Annotated in this window: 16 protein-coding genes; 6 read left to right on the top strand and 10 right to left on the bottom strand. The window is 46.2% G+C overall.

Annotation, left to right across the window (positions count from 1 at the left end; genetic code table 11):
* The first annotated feature begins 47 nt into the window (after positions 1-47).
* Positions 48-521, top strand: a complete 474-nt coding sequence (locus ACXAGQ_RS24735) for a cell division inhibitor SulA (RefSeq protein WP_475257533.1) — start codon at positions 48-50, stop codon at positions 519-521.
* A gap of 226 nt (positions 522-747) precedes the next feature.
* Positions 748-2,154, top strand: a complete 1,407-nt coding sequence (locus ACXAGQ_RS24730; RefSeq protein ID WP_475257532.1) for a basic amino acid/polyamine antiporter — start codon at positions 748-750, stop codon at positions 2,152-2,154.
* Between the two features lie 74 nt (positions 2,155-2,228).
* Here the strand turns inward: ACXAGQ_RS24730 and ACXAGQ_RS24725 are convergent, their stop codons facing one another.
* From ACXAGQ_RS24725 to phnW, 5 genes are all read right to left on the bottom strand, one after another.
* Entirely contained in the window at positions 2,229-2,627 is a 399-nt protein-coding gene (locus ACXAGQ_RS24725) for a hypothetical protein (RefSeq protein ID WP_475257530.1), read from the bottom strand.
* Between the two features lie 374 nt (positions 2,628-3,001).
* On the bottom strand, positions 3,002-4,219 hold the full coding sequence (gene glgC, locus ACXAGQ_RS24720; protein ID WP_475257528.1) for a glucose-1-phosphate adenylyltransferase: 1,218 nt from the start codon (positions 4,217-4,219) through the stop codon (positions 3,002-3,004).
* 308 nt (positions 4,220-4,527) lie between these two features.
* Positions 4,528-5,340, bottom strand: a complete 813-nt coding sequence (gene phnX / locus ACXAGQ_RS24715; RefSeq protein WP_475257526.1) for a phosphonoacetaldehyde hydrolase — start codon at positions 5,338-5,340, stop codon at positions 4,528-4,530.
* 94 nt (positions 5,341-5,434) lie between these two features.
* Complete coding sequence (locus ACXAGQ_RS24710) at positions 5,435-6,829, bottom strand: aspartate aminotransferase family protein (protein WP_475257524.1); 1,395 nt, start codon at positions 6,827-6,829, stop codon at positions 5,435-5,437.
* A gap of 10 nt (positions 6,830-6,839) precedes the next feature.
* Entirely contained in the window at positions 6,840-7,937 is a 1,098-nt protein-coding gene (gene phnW, locus ACXAGQ_RS24705) for a 2-aminoethylphosphonate--pyruvate transaminase (protein WP_475258066.1), read from the bottom strand.
* A 321-nt stretch (positions 7,938-8,258) separates the two neighbouring features.
* On the opposite strand from phnW, the gene ACXAGQ_RS24700 reads away from it, so the two are divergent.
* Entirely contained in the window at positions 8,259-9,272 is a 1,014-nt protein-coding gene (locus tag ACXAGQ_RS24700) for a putative 2-aminoethylphosphonate ABC transporter substrate-binding protein (protein WP_475257523.1), read from the top strand.
* Positions 9,273-9,393: 121 nt separating this feature from the next.
* Here ACXAGQ_RS24700 and ACXAGQ_RS24695 read toward each other — a convergent pair whose 3' ends face one another.
* Positions 9,394-9,540, bottom strand: a complete 147-nt coding sequence (locus tag ACXAGQ_RS24695) for a hypothetical protein (RefSeq protein WP_475257522.1) — start codon at positions 9,538-9,540, stop codon at positions 9,394-9,396.
* Positions 9,541-10,080: 540 nt separating this feature from the next.
* On the opposite strand from ACXAGQ_RS24695, the gene ACXAGQ_RS24690 reads away from it, so the two are divergent.
* The 3 genes from ACXAGQ_RS24690 (at position 10,081) to phnR (ending at position 13,873) form a co-directional block, all read left to right on the top strand.
* Positions 10,081-11,154 (top strand): putative 2-aminoethylphosphonate ABC transporter ATP-binding protein, encoded by a 1,074-nt coding sequence (locus tag ACXAGQ_RS24690; protein ID WP_475257520.1) that lies wholly within the window; start codon positions 10,081-10,083, stop codon positions 11,152-11,154.
* A gap of 56 nt (positions 11,155-11,210) precedes the next feature.
* Complete coding sequence (locus ACXAGQ_RS24685) at positions 11,211-12,920, top strand: putative 2-aminoethylphosphonate ABC transporter permease subunit (protein WP_475258065.1); 1,710 nt, start codon at positions 11,211-11,213, stop codon at positions 12,918-12,920.
* 248 nt (positions 12,921-13,168) lie between these two features.
* Complete coding sequence (gene phnR / locus ACXAGQ_RS24680; RefSeq protein WP_475257519.1) at positions 13,169-13,873, top strand: phosphonate utilization transcriptional regulator PhnR; 705 nt, start codon at positions 13,169-13,171, stop codon at positions 13,871-13,873.
* A gap of 114 nt (positions 13,874-13,987) precedes the next feature.
* Here the strand turns inward: phnR and ACXAGQ_RS24675 are convergent, their stop codons facing one another.
* The 4 genes from ACXAGQ_RS24675 to ACXAGQ_RS24660 form a co-directional block, all read right to left on the bottom strand.
* Positions 13,988-14,650 carry a DedA family protein gene (locus ACXAGQ_RS24675; RefSeq protein ID WP_475257518.1) on the bottom strand — a complete coding sequence of 221 codons (663 nt, stop codon included), beginning with the start codon at positions 14,648-14,650 and terminating at the stop codon, positions 13,988-13,990.
* An 80-nt stretch (positions 14,651-14,730) separates the two neighbouring features.
* Positions 14,731-14,973: a hypothetical protein gene (locus ACXAGQ_RS24670; protein ID WP_475257517.1), complete on the bottom strand. Its 243-nt coding sequence runs from the start codon at positions 14,971-14,973 to the stop codon at positions 14,731-14,733.
* A gap of 118 nt (positions 14,974-15,091) precedes the next feature.
* On the bottom strand, positions 15,092-15,598 hold the full coding sequence (locus ACXAGQ_RS24665) for a hypothetical protein (protein ID WP_475257516.1): 507 nt from the start codon (positions 15,596-15,598) through the stop codon (positions 15,092-15,094).
* Positions 15,599-15,776: 178 nt separating this feature from the next.
* Positions 15,777-17,189 carry an FAD-dependent oxidoreductase gene (locus tag ACXAGQ_RS24660; protein WP_475257515.1) on the bottom strand — a complete coding sequence of 471 codons (1,413 nt, stop codon included), beginning with the start codon at positions 17,187-17,189 and terminating at the stop codon, positions 15,777-15,779.
* Positions 17,190-17,542 lie beyond the last annotated feature (353 nt).

The raw sequence follows: 17,542 nt of genomic DNA, 5'->3' as shown, positions 1-17,542 counted from the left end.
TAGACATACAGCATGTATAAATAAACACTGTTTGAGGATGATGGATTATGGCTGCTTACTTTGAACATCAAAACACGGTTTCTGCTTCTCAGGTCTACAAAGCAACATTTAACGCTACAGCCGAGGGCAATGCCGCTTCTCATACAGTAAGCTGTCCGATTGAAGTATCGTTTAATGATGAGAGCCAAGCTCAACTGGCCTACTTCTTACGAATCCTTAAGCAAGCAAGCCAACAGAGCCGCTGGATCATGTTCATTGGGCAGAATGCAGTGGTTGATAAAAACTTGCTAAAAAGTGCTGGCATTGATTTAAACAAGGTATTGGTGCTAACTAACAAAAAAGGCAAGACTGATCAGGAATTGATGGAAAAAGCTTTACGCAGTGGAAACTGCAGTGCAGTTATAGCAACAGGTGATATCCAGCACTTCGCAAGTTATGCCATGCGCGATGCGTCTGATGCGGGCGCAAGCTTTGCGTTTGTAATCAACCGTGATGAGAAATCACGTATCACATATCACTGAATACCAAGCACACTCACAGATTTATGCCCTGAAACCAATAGGTAATTCTTTCCTATACTTACAAAGCCATCATTAAGCCTGATGGCTTTTTTGATCCAGTACAATGAATGGTGTAATTAACTATTAATTGCGTGAGATACATCACTTTGAGCGTGCAATAACATAAAAAACCATCATAATACGCCTGAAAATTATAAAAATTCAGTCGTTATAACCGGATGTAAAAATGGATAAAAAACTGGGATTAGGATCGCTAACCGCCTTGGTCATAGGCTCAATGATAGGTGCAGGTGTATTCAGCCTTCCTCAGAATATGGCTGCTGTTGCCAGCCCCGCAGCAGTAATGATCGGTTGGACAATCACAGGTATCGGAATGATATTCCTTGCCTTATCCTTTCAGCACCTTTCCCGACTCAAGCCTGAAATCGAAAGCGGTGTCTTTGGCTACGCCCAAGCTGGCTTTGGCGATTTTGTCGGCTTCTGCTCGGCTTGGGGATATTGGCTTAGTGCGATGCTGGCAAATGTCTCTTACTTAGTCATCGTATTCAGTACATTAGGTATGCTGTTCGATAGCCCAAACATGGTGCTTTTCGGTGACGGTAACACCTGGCTTTCGGTGATAGGCTCATCCGTATTACTTTGGCTGGTTCACGCCTTGGTATTACGCGGGGTACAAACCGCTGCGATGATCAATTTGATCACTACCTGTGCCAAGCTGATCCCGCTGTTCCTGTTTATTTTCTCTGCCCTTATCGCATTCCATTGGGATACCTTCGTGTTTGATTTCACAGGCCTGCATTTCGGTAAGCAACACGATTTACTATCCCAAGTAAAAGGGACCATGTTGATCACCGTATGGGTATTCATCGGTATTGAAGGTGCAGTGGTTGTGTCAAACCGAGCTAGAAATCGTAAAGATATCGGTCGTGCGACGATTCTTGGTCTGCTCACTGCATTAACTATCTATGTATTCGTGACCTTGCTGTCTATGGGCGTGGTAAGTACAGAGCAACTCGCCACCTACCAGAACCCTTCAATGGCCAAAGTTCTAACGGAGATCCTGGGCCCATGGGGTAAATACATTATCGGTGCTGGCTTACTAGTTTCGGTATGTGGTGCGTTCCTCAGCTGGACAGTGCTCGCCTCTGAAGCACCTTTCTTAGGCGCCAAGGATAAAATGTTCCCTAAAAGCTTTGCCAAGCAAAATGATGCGGGCAGCCCAGTCAACTCACTGTTACTGACCAATGGCTGTATTCAGGTCAGCCTTATTTTTGTCATGTTTGCCGGCAGCACCTATGACACCCTACTGGCTATCGCTTCAGAGATGATCCTTGTGCCTTACTTCCTCGTTGGGGCCTACACGCTGAAACTAGCGATTGAACGTAAAGATCGTGGCTCGCTGTTTATTGTCGGGTTTTGTGCCAGCTTGTACGGTCTATGGCTGTTATATGCATCTGGCCTTAACTACCTGCTCCTTTCTGCCTTGCTATATCTTCCAGGCCTGTATTTTTATATAAAAGCTAAGCGTGAGCAGCAAACCCGCCCGTTTGTCGGCAAAGAAATGACGGCAGCCAGCCTACTGACAGCAGCCGCTTGTATTGCGGTCGGAATGCTTTGGAAGGGCATGATTTAACTATGCAAAAGCCAGCTTACGCTGGCTTTTCTTTTACCTGAACGATTTGTTCTTTAACTTGAACAACTGAAGATTTAGAGCATATGCGCCCTAAGTACTTCTCCATCATCATCTAGCTTGATCATCTTGCACGCAGCTTTGCTTTCAATCTCAACGAGCTGAATTTCCTCTAGCGCATAAGGCAGCTTAATCATTAGCTCATCAATATGCTCTGCCCGTGCAAGCCTCAGCAAACGGATCAGGTTGTTCGTGTCACTTATGTTTGTTGATAGCACTTTAAGTGCCTGCAACTGCAACTTCTCTGAGTCTGTCATTCCATGCGGCATTGAAGAAGTCCATGTAATTTCAAATGCTGGAATCAGCGCTTTAAGCGCATCGACAAGTGTTACTCTCTGTTTGCATGATGCTGATAAAAATGTTGTGTAATCAAATACAACATTATCTGGGTTTGAGAATTCAACTGATGTTTCCATATTCATCCCTTTAGAAACATTACCACTGTTGTTAATAACTCATGTGCATCTGGCTAAATATACTGTTAGCTAATAACCACTATACGACTAACTTAAGTATGAGCTATGTCTAATTTCTGAAAATATGGCCTTGATCTGCTTTTTGCAAGCAAAAAATCAAGGTGGAAATAACCACAAAACAATTGATTAACATCAATAAAACGTTCCGCACATAGTGATCACTATCTTGATAAATAAATAATTTTCATATAGTGATAATTGACAGAATTAATTATTTCCACAGCCAATTGCAGCAAACATAAATGCAACATTATCGCATCATAAAAAAACCGGCATATTTGCCGGCTTCTTTATTTGTTGATGTAATATCGATATTAAAATTGATAATCTGACGGAATAACAACAACCCCTTTAGGAGACATAACAAACCGCTCCGCATCCTGCTTAGGGTTGACCCCTATTTCAGTTCCAGGAGGGATCACAACGTCTTTATCAATAATACAGTTCTCAACATGGGCTCCCTCACCAATCACGACGCCCTCGAAAACGATACTGTTTATCACCACGGCTGCATTCTCGACTTTCACTTTGGGGAACAATACTGAGTTTTGTGCTGATCCGCCTTTGATCGCGACGCCATTGGAAATGATCGAGTTGATGAAGATCCCTTCATTTCCCACCGGGGATGATACGGTACGCGCTGGCGGTAACTGCTGCTCATACGTACGGATCGGCCACTCTTTTTGGTACAAATCCATAGGTGGGTAGTATGACAGCAAGTCCATATTTGCTTGATAGAACGAGTCAATGGTTCCAACATCACGCCAGTATGCATCTTGGCTAACCCGGCCGGCCGAGCCGCCAAACTGATACGCATACACCCGTTCACCATCGATCAAGCCAGGGATAATATCTTTTCCGAAGTCATGGCTGCTTTCCAGGTTAAGTGCATCTTTTTCCAAGGCTTCTTCCAATGCTTTCATTGAAAAAATATAGATACCCATCGAAGCCAAACAGGCCTCTGGATTATTGGGGATTGCCTGAGGGCTTTCAGGTTTTTCGGTAAACGAATAGACCCTTTGATATTCATCAATCGACATGACACCAAAGGCATTGGCTTCCGCTTTGGGGACTTCCATACAAGCAACAGTTAATTCCGCTTCATTCTCAACATGCTGCTTTAGCATTGGCTCGTAGTCCATCCGGTAGATATGATCGCCAGAAAGCACGACAGCATATTTGGCTTCGCTGCGGGTTAATAAGTAGAGGTTTTGAAAGATCGCATCTGCCGTGCCTTGGTACCAACTTTCACCCGTACGCATCTGCGGCGGTACCGCAGTAATGTATTCGCCCAATTCAGGATTGAAGATCGACCAACCATCGCGCAAATGTTTCTGCAAGGAATGAGACTTATACTGAGTAAGCACAAGCACTCTTCGTAAACCAGAATGCAGGCAGTTAGTCAGTGTAAAGTCGATGATGCGGTATTTACCGCCAAATGGTACAGCAGGTTTGGCCCTGTGGTCAGTTAATGGTGACAACCTTGAACCTACTCCACCAGCCAAAATAACGGTAATCGCTTCCTTTTTCATACTCTCCCCCTAGCGCAATGTCAGACAAAAAGTAATGAGCAATATATGCGCCACAAATATATGAATATAAGCAACTGAAAGTATTAAAATAATTTTTATTTATTTGTTTCCCTCTTCTTTATCGCACTAAAATGGGGCGTTAATTTAGACCGTTGCACAAAAAAAGCCCTTTTGGTGTATGACCGCACCAAAAGGGCAACTTATACCCCAGATGACCACAAGCAATTTTGCGTCTCTCAGGTATTGTTCGTTCAAATTCGTTATTGTTATGAATGCTGTTTTCTGGCGAACACTTTGTACATTCGCAGTTAAGGGCGCTCACCCGCCGCCAGACGACGTTCGATATCAGCAACCACTTCAGGTAAATCTGCAATGGTATCGATTTGGTAATGTGCACCAGAATGGGCAAAGGCATCGATAGCTTTTGCACGTGCACCAGCTAGTGTCGCTTCGTCAGCTTGCTCGAACTCAGCTTGAGTCAAACCGGCCTCGTTACCAGAAAGCAGTAGTGCAACTGTCCACATACCTGCGTTCAAACCTTCGGTAATCCCCGGTACTGAATCATCGACTTTGATACAGGCTTTTACATCTGTGACTGCAAGTTCAATCATGTTTTGCAATACCATGTAAGGTGCCGGACGGCCGCCAACAGCAAGATCATCCGTTGCAACTGAGCAGTCTGGGCTGTAGCCTTTTTCTTTCGCCGCTGGGATCAGCGCATCAAGTACAACGCGCGGGTAACCCGTACAAGAACCAATTTTGACCCCTTCTTCGCGCAGGCCATCAATGACCGCTTTAGCACCTGGGATCAAATCGGCATGTTCACCGACCTTGGCAATCTGAAGGGGCATGAATGTTTGGTAGATTTTATCGATGTCTTCTTTTTGCATCGTCTGGCCGAATTTTTCCTGCCAACGCTTGCTCACTTCAGGCAACTCACCAACGGCTTTGATATGGTCCCACTTGCCTAGGCCCATAGGCACACGGGCTTCAGCCAATGAGATATCAAAATCATATTCACGGCGGAACGCTTCAACAAAAATAGTGGTTGGTGCAAACGAGCCAAAATCGACAACGGTACCCGCCCAATCAAAGATCACTGCCTGAACTTGCTTAGTCATTTTTCTCTTCCTTTTAAATCTATTTATCTGCTGGCACACGTTTGGCGGCCAGCAGAATATCAATAATGGTTTAATAGAGGTTGATTGCCTTCAACTATTGGCTTTGTACTTCACTGATGGCTTGCTCGACCATGTCCATGGCACGTGCTAACTCTTCGCGCTCTATGATCAACGGCGGGCTTAGCTGCAATACGTTACCCTGTGACACTTTAAAACTCATGCCTAACTCAAGGCATCGATACATAACTTGTTCGGCTTGCTTCAATGCCCGCTCTTTGGAAGCTCGACAAGTCACCAACTCTACTCCCCAAAGCAAACCAACACCGCGAACGTCACCGATTAATGGGTATTTCTGTTTCATGCCTTCTAGACGATCCCGCATGTACGCTTCATCAGCTTTCACTTTGGCCAGCAAGTTTTGCTGTTCAATGACTTCGATCGTCGCCAGCGCAGCAGCACAGCCTATCGGGGACTTTTCATGCGTGTAGTGACCTAGTGAAACATGTGATGCCGTGTTGTATTTATCTTTGGTGATCATGGCAGCAATCGGCACTACCCCACCACCAAGCCCTTTGCCGATACAAAGAATGTCCGGCTCAATACCAAACTCCTGGTAGGTGAACCAGTTCCCGCTACGGCCCATGCCATTTGGGATATCATCGATGATCAGCATGACATTGTGTTTATCGCAGATCTCACGGATCCGTTTCCAGTAGGCCTTGCTCGGCACCTGCACATCGGTATTGCGAATACCCTCTGCAATAAAGGCACCGATGCCCCCTTCTTTCTCGATCACATATTCGAGGTAATCAGCGTAGTGAACATCGCTTCCGTCATTCGATGGAAATGCACCGCGATAGCTCACCGCAGGGGGAATGCGCTCAACACCTGCCATCAATGGCCCCATGCCTTCACGGAAACATGCTTCGCCGCCGACAGAAATGGCATCAAGTGACGCACCGTGGAATGAATCCCACAAAGACACAACCTTGTAGTTTCCGGTGACATAACGAGCAAGCTTTAACGCCATGCCAATCACCGATGTTCCGCCAGGGGCAAAAAGCACTCGGTCTAGATCACCGCCAGCGATATCGGTTAGCTTCTTGGCACAATCAATTGCCGTCTGGTTGGTAAACCGGCGCGGCGAAAACGGCAATTCCGCCAACTGTTGTTGAATGCGGCCAACAACATGAGGATGTCCATAACCCAGCTGATGAACATTGTTGCCATGGAAATCCATGTATTTCTTGCCAGCCGCATCTTCTATATAGATGCCATCGGCACCAACCAATGCATCCAAGCATGGCGTCGACATCGCCTGGTGCAAAAACACCTTGCTGTCTTCCTCCAGCATTTGCTGCGTTTTTTGATCGGCAATGCTGTTCGTCCAAGCTACACGGGCTGGGGTAATATTGGTATCACCTTCGCTACGCAGAGATTGGTCAGTTAGTGCTGAACCGTGTTGTTGTGATGCCGTAATCTCAGTCATGACACTTCCCTTATGCCCAGTACATCGAAGATTCGATCGCATCAATCAAACGATGCATATCTTCATTATGCACATCACCAATATTACCGATACGGAAGCAATCAGCGTTCGACACTTTACCTGGATAGATAACAAAGCCTTTTTCTTTCAGAAGGTTGTAGAATTTCTTGAACTCATACTCCCCCGCTTCCGGCGAGTAGAAAGACGTAATAATTGGCGAGTGCAACGACTTATCCAGCAAGCATTTGAAGCCCAGCTTTTCCATTCCAGCGACCAAAATCTGCTGGTTTGATGCATAGCGTTGGTAGCGCGCTTCTACACCGCCTTCTTCTTGCAACTCTTGCATTGCCTGGTGGAAAGCACGAACGGTGTGGGTTGGAGAAGTAAAGCGCCACTTGCCATGGTTCTTCTCCATGCACTGCCACTGATCATAAAGATCCAGCGACAGCGAGCGGGCACGACCTTCGCACTTTTCCAGCTCAGCTTGTTTGGCAATCACAAAGCCAAAGCCAGGCACACCCTGAATACACTTGTTGGCAGAGCTAATCATAAAGTCGATCCCCAGTTTACCGATATCCAGAGGAATACCGCCAAAGCTAGACATAGCATCTAAGATCATGATCTTGTTACGTGACTTAACCACATCGCATACCGCTTCGACCGGATTCAACATGCCTGTTGTGGTTTCGCAGTGCACCATTGCCACATGGGTAATACTTGTATCAGTGTCTAGGATTTCTGCGACTTGAACAGCAGATGGCTGGGCAACTTCACCAAGCTCGATAATGGTGTGTGCAATGTTTAGGTACTGTGCAATCTGGCCAATACGTTCGCCATACGCACCGTTGTTGACCACCAACAGCTTGCCGCCTTGCGGAATAATAGTACCGATTGTTGCTTCTACTGATGCGGTACCACTGCCTTGCATCAGTACACTTGTATAACCTTCAACATCTGTAGCCAGTTCCACTAACTGCTTGCGGATCACTTCTACAATGCCTTTGTTGTATTCGTCATCCCAAGTACACCAGTCTTTTAACATGGCTTCGCGAACAGTGCGGCTCGTTGATAGCGGGCCTGGGGTAAGTAGTAGATATTGATTATCCAAGTTTTCCATTGTCTTGATTCCAATTTGGACTATACCAGTTGCGATGAACTATAACGATCTTGGCTGATCGCTGTAAATCCCCTCAGCTAACAATTAACAAAAGCTTCATATTGTTCTGCTTTTTTATCTTGTCCTTTATTTACGTCTGAATTTTTACTGTCAAAAAGGTCAAACAAAACTGTTAGCAAAATGAAATATCACAATCATTGAAGTGTCATATTTCGTGCCTAGCATCTCCCATGTCGAAACAATCTGGTACAGACCAAGTAGCCTACTTAAATACTCTTGTTTGGTTACCCAAATATTTATGGAGATGACAAAATGAAAAACCGTTGGATGATTGCCCCTCTAACTGCAATTGCTGCACTTACCGCTTCTTCTGCATTTGCTGCTGAGGAACTAACGGTATACACCGCTTTCGAAACTGACATGCTGGCTAAATTCAAAAACGGTTTTGAGCAAGCTAACCCAGATATCAAAATTAACTGGGTACGTGACTCAACCGGTATTATGACAGCTAAGTTGTTGGCAGAAAAAGGTAACCCACACGCTGACGTCGTATGGGGCCTAGCGGGTTCTTCAATGGCACTCCTTAAAGAAGAAGGCGTACTGAAGCCATATACGCCAGAAGGTCTTGATCAAATCCGTGCAAACCTGGTTGACCCACAAGATGACAAAGCATGGTTTGGTAACGATGCTTTCTTTAATGCCGTCTGTTTCAACGAAATCGTCGCTGAGCAACAAGGCCTATCAAAGCCGGAAAGCTGGGAAGATCTGCTAAAGCCTGAGTACAAAGGCCACATCGCAATGCCAAACCCAGCTTCATCAGGTACTGGCTATATGCAAGTATCAGCGTGGATCCAATCTATGGGTGACGATGCAGCTTGGCAGTACATGGAAAAGCTGGACGACAACATCGCACACTACACCCACTCGGGCTCTAAGCCTTGTGTACAGGCAGGTATGGGCGAAGTGGCTATCGGTATTTCAATGGCTATCCGTGGCGCAACACTGAAAACCCAAGGCGCACCAATCGATATCATCATGCCAAAAGGTGGCGTGGGCTGGGAAGCTGAAGCCGTTGGCCTGGTAAACACAGAGTCTGATGCGGCCAAGCGCTTGGTTGACTGGTCTATCTCTGAACAAGCGAACAAGCTTTACAATGAGTTCTACCCTGTTGTTGGCCACAAGTCTATTAATGCAGAAGTGAAGAACTACCCAGATGTAGAAAACGCGATGGTTGATATGGACTTCGGCAAGATGGCTGTGAGCCGCGAAGATGTCCTGAAGACTTGGTCTGATAAGTTTGATGCTAAGTCTGAGCCTCGCTCTTAATTAGCATTCATTGAATAGAACAAAAAAGTAATTCGCTAAGCGTGACGGTAATACTGTCACGCTATTTTTGTTTTATACCTAATTAAATATGTGATGTATCAATATATCTAAATTAAAGGTATTAAAGCTGGAAATAAGGTTGACGAGATGTCATTCTCTCTTGGCTTTCCAGCCCTTCTTGCTGCTCGTTTTGAGCATCTAGCTTAGCCAGTTCTTTTTTCATTTCTGACAGCTCACGTTCCATATAAGAAATATTACGGATCAACATTTTTCTTTCCATGATGCTTTGCCTCAATCAAAAAAATACAAGAATAGAATAAAAGTCTAGATCTATACCCAAGTTACCTCAAGAAGCAGAACTCAGAGGGTTACCAGCGGATTCAATCCAAGGCGAAGCTATGCAGGAATGGCATTCCCTTTCAAATAGCTTCAACGAGGGAGTGAATGCGCTGACACCCTCCCGAAGGGCGAGTTTTATAAGCTTCTATACCGCGTTATTGTTTTTCGATTTAGAGCCACTAGATCTTCAAAACAATGCCTTGTCTATAAGCTTAGAAATTCTCGCTGAAACTGCATCTTGAGGTAGCTTGGGTATAAGAATATCAATTTGACAAGATGAAAAAGTGGTATCCCAATCAAATTCTTTTTTAGCATGGCAAAAGAATGCGATATTCAGAAATGGTTAAGTATGAACCAGCGGAAATTTTTTTCCAGAAATGAAGTTTCTTTTTTTCGTAAAATCCATGTCATTTAACTGTAACTGACTGCAACTATGTTTGGTATATACCAATTCAAGTGAGTTAGAACCATGGAAACGTATCTGAAGATTGAAAATGTCAGCAAGCAATATGGACAGTTTACCGCGCTGGACGACATTTCCCTTGATATCCAAAAAGGCGAATTTGTTTGCTTCCTGGGTCCATCGGGCTGCGGTAAAACCACCTTGCTACGTGCCATTGCCGGCTTAGATCTGGCGTCTTCAGGCAAGATCACCCAGGGCGAAAAAGAAACAACTTACCTTGCACCGGAAAAGCGCGACTTCGGTATCGTCTTTCAGTCCTACGCCCTATTCCCGAACCTGACCGTTGCTGAAAATATCAGCCTTGGCCTGCGCAACCAGGGGAAAGACAACAAAACCGTTAGCGATACCGTCAACCATTGGCTGAAAGTCATCGGCTTGCCAGACTCCGGCGTGAAATATCCGAACCAGCTGTCTGGCGGCCAGCAACAGCGTGTTGCCCTTGCCCGTGCCCTATCATTATCACCAGGTTTGTTACTGCTTGATGAACCTCTGTCTGCTTTGGATGCAAAAGTGCGATCTCACCTGCGTGAAGAGATCCGCCGCCTACAGCGCCAACTTGGCATTACTACCATTATGGTGACACACGATCAGGACGAAGCCCTGGCGATGGCAGACCGTATTGTGGTGATGAATCATGGTGTTATCGAGCAAGTCGGTACACCACAAGAAATCTACGAGAACCCAGCCTCCCGCTTTGTCGCAGACTTTGTTGGCAATATGAACTTCATTCCGGCTTCTGTGGTGAGCGACAGCCAAATCCGTATTGGCGAATCACTGCTACCTAAACCGAGCGATACATTAAAACGTGGTGAGCAAGTCGAGCTAGGTCTGCGCCCTGAAGATCTGCACTTTTTGGAAGTAGGTAAGAAAAGTGAATCAAGCTTTGCTGTTCAAATTGAAGAGTTGGAATTCCAAGGTACCTTTGTCCGCGCTGAGTGCAAGCTGCAAGGCGAATATCAAGGCAATATGTTAAAGGTTGACGTACCCATCCGTGAACTCCGTGAACTCCAACTAGAACGTGGTCATTTCCATTACGTGAACATGTCCAAGAAACACACCCATATCTTTCAAGCGCAATAAAGAGCATGGATACTGACATGAATGCAATCACCAATGCTATTTCTGAAGAGCGTGCAATGCCAGCGCACAAACTAAGCCTAGCGCAGCGCGTCACTATATTTAAGAACTCGCTAAGCCGAGATAACATCACATTGGGTGTTATTCTCATGATGCTGTTGATCATTATGGGGATCTTCGTACTTGGCCCAATGTTCGCTATGCTGCAAAAAAGCGTGCTGAACAACCAAGGCGAGTTCGTTGGCCTACAGAACTTTGCCAACTACTTCTCTTCCCCAGCTTTGTGGCAATCACTAAAGAACACCATCAACATTGGTTTGATCGTGACTTTCTTTGTTGGCTTTCTTTCTTTTGGTTACGCTTATGCCCTGACCCGAAGCTGTATGCCGTTCAAAGGGCTATTTAATGTCCTAGGCGCTGCGCCGATTCTTGCGCCATCTCTGCTTCCGGCTATCAGCTTGATTTATCTTTTCGGTAACCAAGGTATTGCTAAAGACATGCTTATGGGCCACTCGGTATATGGCCCAATCGGTATTGCGATCGGATTGATCTTCTGGACCTTCCCGCATGCAGTCATGATCCTGACGACCTCACTGAAAACATCCGATGCACGCCTTTACGAGGCAGCAAAAGCACTGAATACCTCACCGTTCAAGACCTTCTTTATCGTTACATTACCTGCGGCCAAATACGGCTTGATCAGTGCACTGATTGTGGTCTTTACCCTGGTAGTGTGTGACTTTGGTGTACCTAAAGTCATCGGCGGTAGCTACAACGTCTTAGCAACGGATATCTTCAAGCAAGTTGTCGGCCAACAGAACTTCTCTATGGGTGCGGTGACCAGTGTGATCCTGCTTGTTCCTGCTATCTTGGCTTTCACGGTTGACCGCTGGGTGAAAAAAAAGCAGCAAGGCCTGTTTGATTCTCGCTCCGTAGCCTACACACCTGAACCGAACAAACTGCGTGACGGCCTGTGCTTCCTGTTCTGCAGCCTTATCTCGCTGTGTATCTTGGCGGTTATCGGTATGGCTGTCTATGGCTCACTGGTGACCTTCTGGCCTTGGAACCTTACCTTGAGCCTGAACAACTATAACTTCGGTCAATTCAGTACTTATGGCTGGGCGCCTTATTTCAACTCTATCCAGCTTGCCAGCTATGTCGCAGTATTTGGTACCGTTGTTATCTTCATTGGTGCGTACTGTGTAGAAAAAGGCCGCGCATTTGCCCCAATCCGTAACCTGCTACAGATGATTGCCATTATCCCAATGGCTGTCCCAGGAATGGTACTTGGCCTTGGCTACATCTTCTTCTTTAACAACCAAGCAAACCCAATGTCGGTGCTATACGGCACGATGGCTATCTTGGTGCTCAACACCGTGATCCACTACTACACCGTCGGCCATATGACAGCACTGACGGCGCTCAAGCAGCTACCCGCGGAAGTTGAGGCAATTTCAGCCTCAATCAAAATGCCGCAGTACAAGGTGTTTTTCAAAGTCACCCTACCTGTTTGCCTACCTGCAGTGCTGGAGATTGCGGTCTATATGTTCGTTAATGCCATGACCACCACGTCAGCGATTGTCTTCCTGTATGCGACCAACACAATGCCAGCCTCGGTTTCTGTACTTAACATGGACGATGCTGGTCAAACAGGCCCAGCAGCGGCAATGGCGGTCATGATTTTGCTCACCGCGGCGCTGGTTAAACTGACTCATGTCGGGACTATCCAGCTCATCGAGCGATACACCCAGGCGTGGCGTAAGCGCTAAAAATCAGAAACACCCTAAACGAAATCCCCTAAGCATTCATATATGTGATGGCTTTCACTAAACGGTAATAGAACTACTATAACGTCTACTACCGTTTATTCTTTTTATACAGTAACTTATGAACTGGTTTTTGTGATATAGCTGTTATCACCACAACATAACGATATAATGTCAGTCCGATTACTTTTGTCCTTAACGGCGATAGTGATTCAAAGGTAATCGAATTTGCATTTTACATAGGGTCAATTGTGCAATATCTAAAAATCATGGAAGCCATCAACGAACAGATTGATGCTGGTCTTCTTGCCGCAGGTAACAAATTACCTGCCGAACGTAAACTCGCAGAATCATTCAATACCACAAGGGTAACCTTGCGAGAATCGTTGGCATTATTGGAAGCAGAAGGGAAGCTATACCGGGAAGATCGCCGGGGTTGGTTTGTATCACCGACGCCTATGAGCTATGACCCTACCTACACCACTAACTTCCCTCAGATGGCCAAAGAGCAAGGGCGTGTTGCCCGTACCGATTTGATTGATGCCAAACTAATGCCTGCCAGCCGTCGGGCTGCCTCGCTACTCAAAGTGCCACCCTTATCGGAAGTATACCGTGTCGATCGCCTGCGTTTTCTCGATGAACGCCCTGTTGTGGTGGTTACCAACTTCATCTTGCCGAAGTATTTTCCGAACTTGCTCGAAAAGTCTTTCACCTCTTCACTCACTACCCTCTACCGTGAAGAGTACGGTGTGATCTACTCCAAAACCCGTTACCGTGTCAGTACCACGTCCCTGCTCGGTGACACTGCGCAGCACCTTAGGGCAACCGCGGGAAGCCCTGCGATGTTAGTCGAGCGCCTCAACTATGACCAGCATGACAACGTGATTGACTGTGACTTGGAATATTGGCGCCACGATGCAATTTGTATTGAATCGGTAGCCCAACTGTCAAAATAATTTCTTGGGTTAAGAGTCAAAACAAAAAAGCCTGAATAACCTCTGATATAGTTCTACTTACTCATCAGGGTATTCAGGCTTAAGTATCTTCAGTGCTTTTACATTCCGCTATAGCTAAACCTTAGATGCCTGCTTAGGAGCAACTTTGGCCCTAGCATAGCGATAGACCAGACCAACGATAGCCGAAATCATCAGAGTAAAACTCAGCATCACTAGCCCTTTGGTCAATAGTTCTTGGTATTCACTCAGCATTGGGCTAAGCATTATCCACTTGCCCGCCAGCAACAAGATCAGACACCAGATCAGCGAACTCATTGCACTGATCACCACCATGCGCCAGGCACTCAGTTTGGCAATTCCCATTAGCATTGGCGTTAGCACCCTGACAAAAGGCACAAAGCGCGAAATGAACAGCGAGAGAAAGCCGTATTTATTGAGTAACCGCCTAGCTTTCGGCAGTGCATCATCAGGCAGCATACGCTCGAGCCAATCCACGAACCGAGTCCGGTGTAGCACCCTTCCTTGTAGATAACCCATAAAGCCACCAAAGGTGGCAGCAAAACACAATGCAGCGACTGTGGTTGGGAAGTCTAAAATCCCCAGCCCGATCATGCCGCCTGCGAACAACACCAACCCATCACCGGGCAGCGGTAAAAACACAAAGCTCGACTCCAAAAGCAAGATAAGCGTCAGCAACACCAAAAACCATTGCAATGAACTCACTTGCTGAAGGGTTTCAAAATCATGATGCCATATAGCCAATAACATCTCTTGCATATACTACTCCAACATGTAACTACCGGCTTTCCCGGCCTAAAAACTGCCTATGAACAAACAAACCGAAACTGGCTTTTTGGTTAATGGCGAGCGTTTCCAAAAATCAAATCCACTAGCATCCGGGAAGCTAGGTTCCCTTCTTGGTTAACTCGCATTTCAGCCAATACGTTGTGGATGTAGTCATTGACTAGCACCGATGAATGGCTAATAGATGAGCCTGGCCAATTAAAAAGAACAAGTAGAGAGACGATCGCAACCAAGACAATCACCCACCAGTTCAACAATGCACTTATTACCTGCTGAGAAGTCCAAGTACGTTCCATTGTCATACCTTTGTTTTCTAAAGCTCTTATCTCAAAGAGCCTGTAACACGCAGTAGCGACCAAGCAAGATCAGCTACTGATAAATTCAAATAACAAGATTTAGATATGAACTAACGACTTAGCCGAAACGGTGGCTATAGAGCAAGTTACCCTCTTTCCAGCCGGAAAGACGGTTATGGTTGTGGGGGATGTTCCCAACCCAGTGCGATTGCAGAGGGGGTAAAGCCGTTGGCTTCAACGCGCGAGATAAGTAGGAAGGAGAGTGAAATTCAAATACAAGGGAGAAAACGGGTTTGACGCCCATCCCCGCATAGTGGTCAACGCTTTTTATCCGCCTTAGCGCATTAAAGAAGTAGGCCTCATGGCCTTCATCAAAGACAGAGCGATCGTCGTCCTGAGTAATGGTTACCACATTTGTGGTTTGAACTGGCCACTGCCATGGAACCCCTATTAGCTGGGTTAAGTGGTTTAAGTGACCTAGATGGCTCGAATGACCAATGTAATCAGTTACAACAGCCGGGCTTGTCACCTTGTCATTAAACGGCTCAATAGGCTGCGCTATCGCAGTGTTTGCACACCACAATAAAACAAGCAGACAAATTGTGTAAAGACGCCTAATCAACATACAACTTACCCAATATGGACACTCAGGACATTATAATCTGCGACTGTAAACTGGGAAGCGTTAAATAGCAGGTTGTGTTACAAGTTATGTCTTTTTAAACAAGTTACTTGGCTATGATCAAATAAAGAGCCCTCAGGCTCTTTACCTATTTTCATCTGGTGAGAAAGTGCAAGCCGCCTTACCCTTTGTCGGCTTTACCAGCTGCATCGGCAAACTTAGCCAACTGTTTATCTAGCCATGATGGTTTTTGGCCAGCATCTTCCGCGGCTTCTTTGCGGCGAATGGCATTGCGTACCATCATTGCACCTGTCCAGCGAATAGGCTCAGGCGGGAAGTACCCTTTCGGGCCTGATACCAAACCGCATTCAGTCCACTCGTTTTGCTGCTCAAGCACCATTGAAGATAGGATTTTTCCGCCAATCCAAGTTTGTGCAACACCGTTCCCGGAATACCCCAAGCCGTAGACAATGTCTTTGTTCTGCTTGAGCTGGCCGAAAAACGGCATTCCGGTCACCGAGCGATCCGACGCCCCCGTCCACGTGGTGGCAAATGATTGGTCTGCCAACGACGGGAAGAACCGGTCGAATGAGCGCCGAAGTAATGGCTGGTAACGGCTTGGCTGGTCAAATAGCTTGCTAATACGGTTGGCAAATGAGAAATGGTTGCCGCCTTTGCCCAGCATCAGTCTGCCATCAGGCGTAGAGCGGTAGTAATGGACAAAGGTACGCGAATCGACGACTGTCTTGCCGTCTTTAAGCCCCATCGCGTCTAACTTTTCTGGTACAGGTTTGGTGATCGCCATATCAGAAGAGACTAATACCACGCTGCGCTTGAACTCAGGGAACTGCTCTAGCATCCACGCATTGAGTGCCAGCACCACTTTCTTGGCAAAGATATCCGCTTGCGGGGTGGTTATAGTGATGGGGATTTCGGTGTTGATATCTTCCATCGGGGTGTTTTCATAAACCTTTACCCCCAACCGCTCGGCAACACGCTTAAGGCCCCGGGCAAGCATTGCAGGCTGAACGCTACCCGCAGCCGGTGAATAATAGCCTTCGCTATGGACAGAGGAGCCAGCATCAAGCTGGACTTTGTCTTTTTCCCACGCTTGCCAGCTATTGATATCCTGTTTGTCCAATGCCGCGAGCACACCTTCCATCGAACCTTCTTGGGCACTATTGGTCGCGGTATATATGGTGCCATGACGACGAAGCTGGGCATCTATCTCATGCTCTTTGCAGAACGCTTCGATTTCATAGATGGCTTGCTCTGAGGCCGCTACCAACTTAGCAGCTTTCTCTTCACCATAGAGCTTTTTCATCGATAGGTATTTTGTCGACCAGGTAAGCATACAGCCACCGTTTCGGCCAGAAGCCCCACTGCCACAAAGCCCTTTGTCGATCACAACAACATCTAGGTCTGGCTGCTGTTGCTTGAGATTAATAGCAGTCCACAGACCAGTGTACCCGCCACCGACGATACAGACATCGGTTTGGATATCATTTTGTAGCACATTGGGTTGAGCTGATACTTCAACTCCCATCGCCTGGGCAAACCAATATGGCTGGAAGTTATCATTGTCCTTGAGCATTATTCACCACCTAATTTGGTATAGACCAAAGTAATGACGATAAATTAGCGCCCGTCTGTGAAGGCTTTATGACAAACAGATTGATTTAATGTGTTTTGATAAAAACGTGAATTTGACCGGTACCCCCTTTATCCAGAGCCCAATCAGTGCCATTTAATCAATACGTTAAAGATTATTTTGTATAAGGAATTTATTTTTTATGTGATCGGTGTAAATTATCACTAGCGCATTGAGAAATTTGCTTTTAGAATGCGCCTGCTTTGGGGAGTAGTCACCAATTGTTCGTCTGTCGTCATCTCGAAGCCTTACGCTTCCGGCAGCCGAGGGTGGATTTGTAGCACCAACCCTACACC

Source organism: Photobacterium sp. ABD4_091, assembly GCF_056160145.1.
Note: the sequence above shows the minus strand (reverse complement) of the source record. Positions and strands in the feature narration are given on the sequence as shown.

Coding starts and splice junctions, on each gene's coding strand:
- ACXAGQ_RS24735 (WP_475257533.1), top strand. CDS start 48: ATGGCTGCTTACTTTGAACATCAAAACACGGTTTCTGCTTCTCAGGTC.
- ACXAGQ_RS24730 (WP_475257532.1), top strand. CDS start 748: ATGGATAAAAAACTGGGATTAGGATCGCTAACCGCCTTGGTCATAGGC.
- ACXAGQ_RS24725 (WP_475257530.1), bottom strand. CDS start 2,627: ATGGAAACATCAGTTGAATTCTCAAACCCAGATAATGTTGTATTTGAT.
- glgC (WP_475257528.1), bottom strand. CDS start 4,219: ATGAAAAAGGAAGCGATTACCGTTATTTTGGCTGGTGGAGTAGGTTCA.
- phnX (WP_475257526.1), bottom strand. CDS start 5,340: ATGACTAAGCAAGTTCAGGCAGTGATCTTTGATTGGGCGGGTACCGTT.
- ACXAGQ_RS24710 (WP_475257524.1), bottom strand. CDS start 6,829: ATGACTGAGATTACGGCATCACAACAACACGGTTCAGCACTAACTGAC.
- ACXAGQ_RS24700 (WP_475257523.1), top strand. CDS start 8,259: ATGAAAAACCGTTGGATGATTGCCCCTCTAACTGCAATTGCTGCACTT.
- ACXAGQ_RS24695 (WP_475257522.1), bottom strand. CDS start 9,540: ATGTTGATCCGTAATATTTCTTATATGGAACGTGAGCTGTCAGAAATG.
- ACXAGQ_RS24690 (WP_475257520.1), top strand. CDS start 10,081: ATGGAAACGTATCTGAAGATTGAAAATGTCAGCAAGCAATATGGACAG.
- ACXAGQ_RS24685 (WP_475258065.1), top strand. CDS start 11,211: ATGCCAGCGCACAAACTAAGCCTAGCGCAGCGCGTCACTATATTTAAG.
- ACXAGQ_RS24675 (WP_475257518.1), bottom strand. CDS start 14,650: ATGCAAGAGATGTTATTGGCTATATGGCATCATGATTTTGAAACCCTT.
- ACXAGQ_RS24670 (WP_475257517.1), bottom strand. CDS start 14,973: ATGGAACGTACTTGGACTTCTCAGCAGGTAATAAGTGCATTGTTGAAC.
- ACXAGQ_RS24665 (WP_475257516.1), bottom strand. CDS start 15,598: ATGTTGATTAGGCGTCTTTACACAATTTGTCTGCTTGTTTTATTGTGG.
- ACXAGQ_RS24660 (WP_475257515.1), bottom strand. CDS start 17,189: ATGCTCAAGGACAATGATAACTTCCAGCCATATTGGTTTGCCCAGGCG.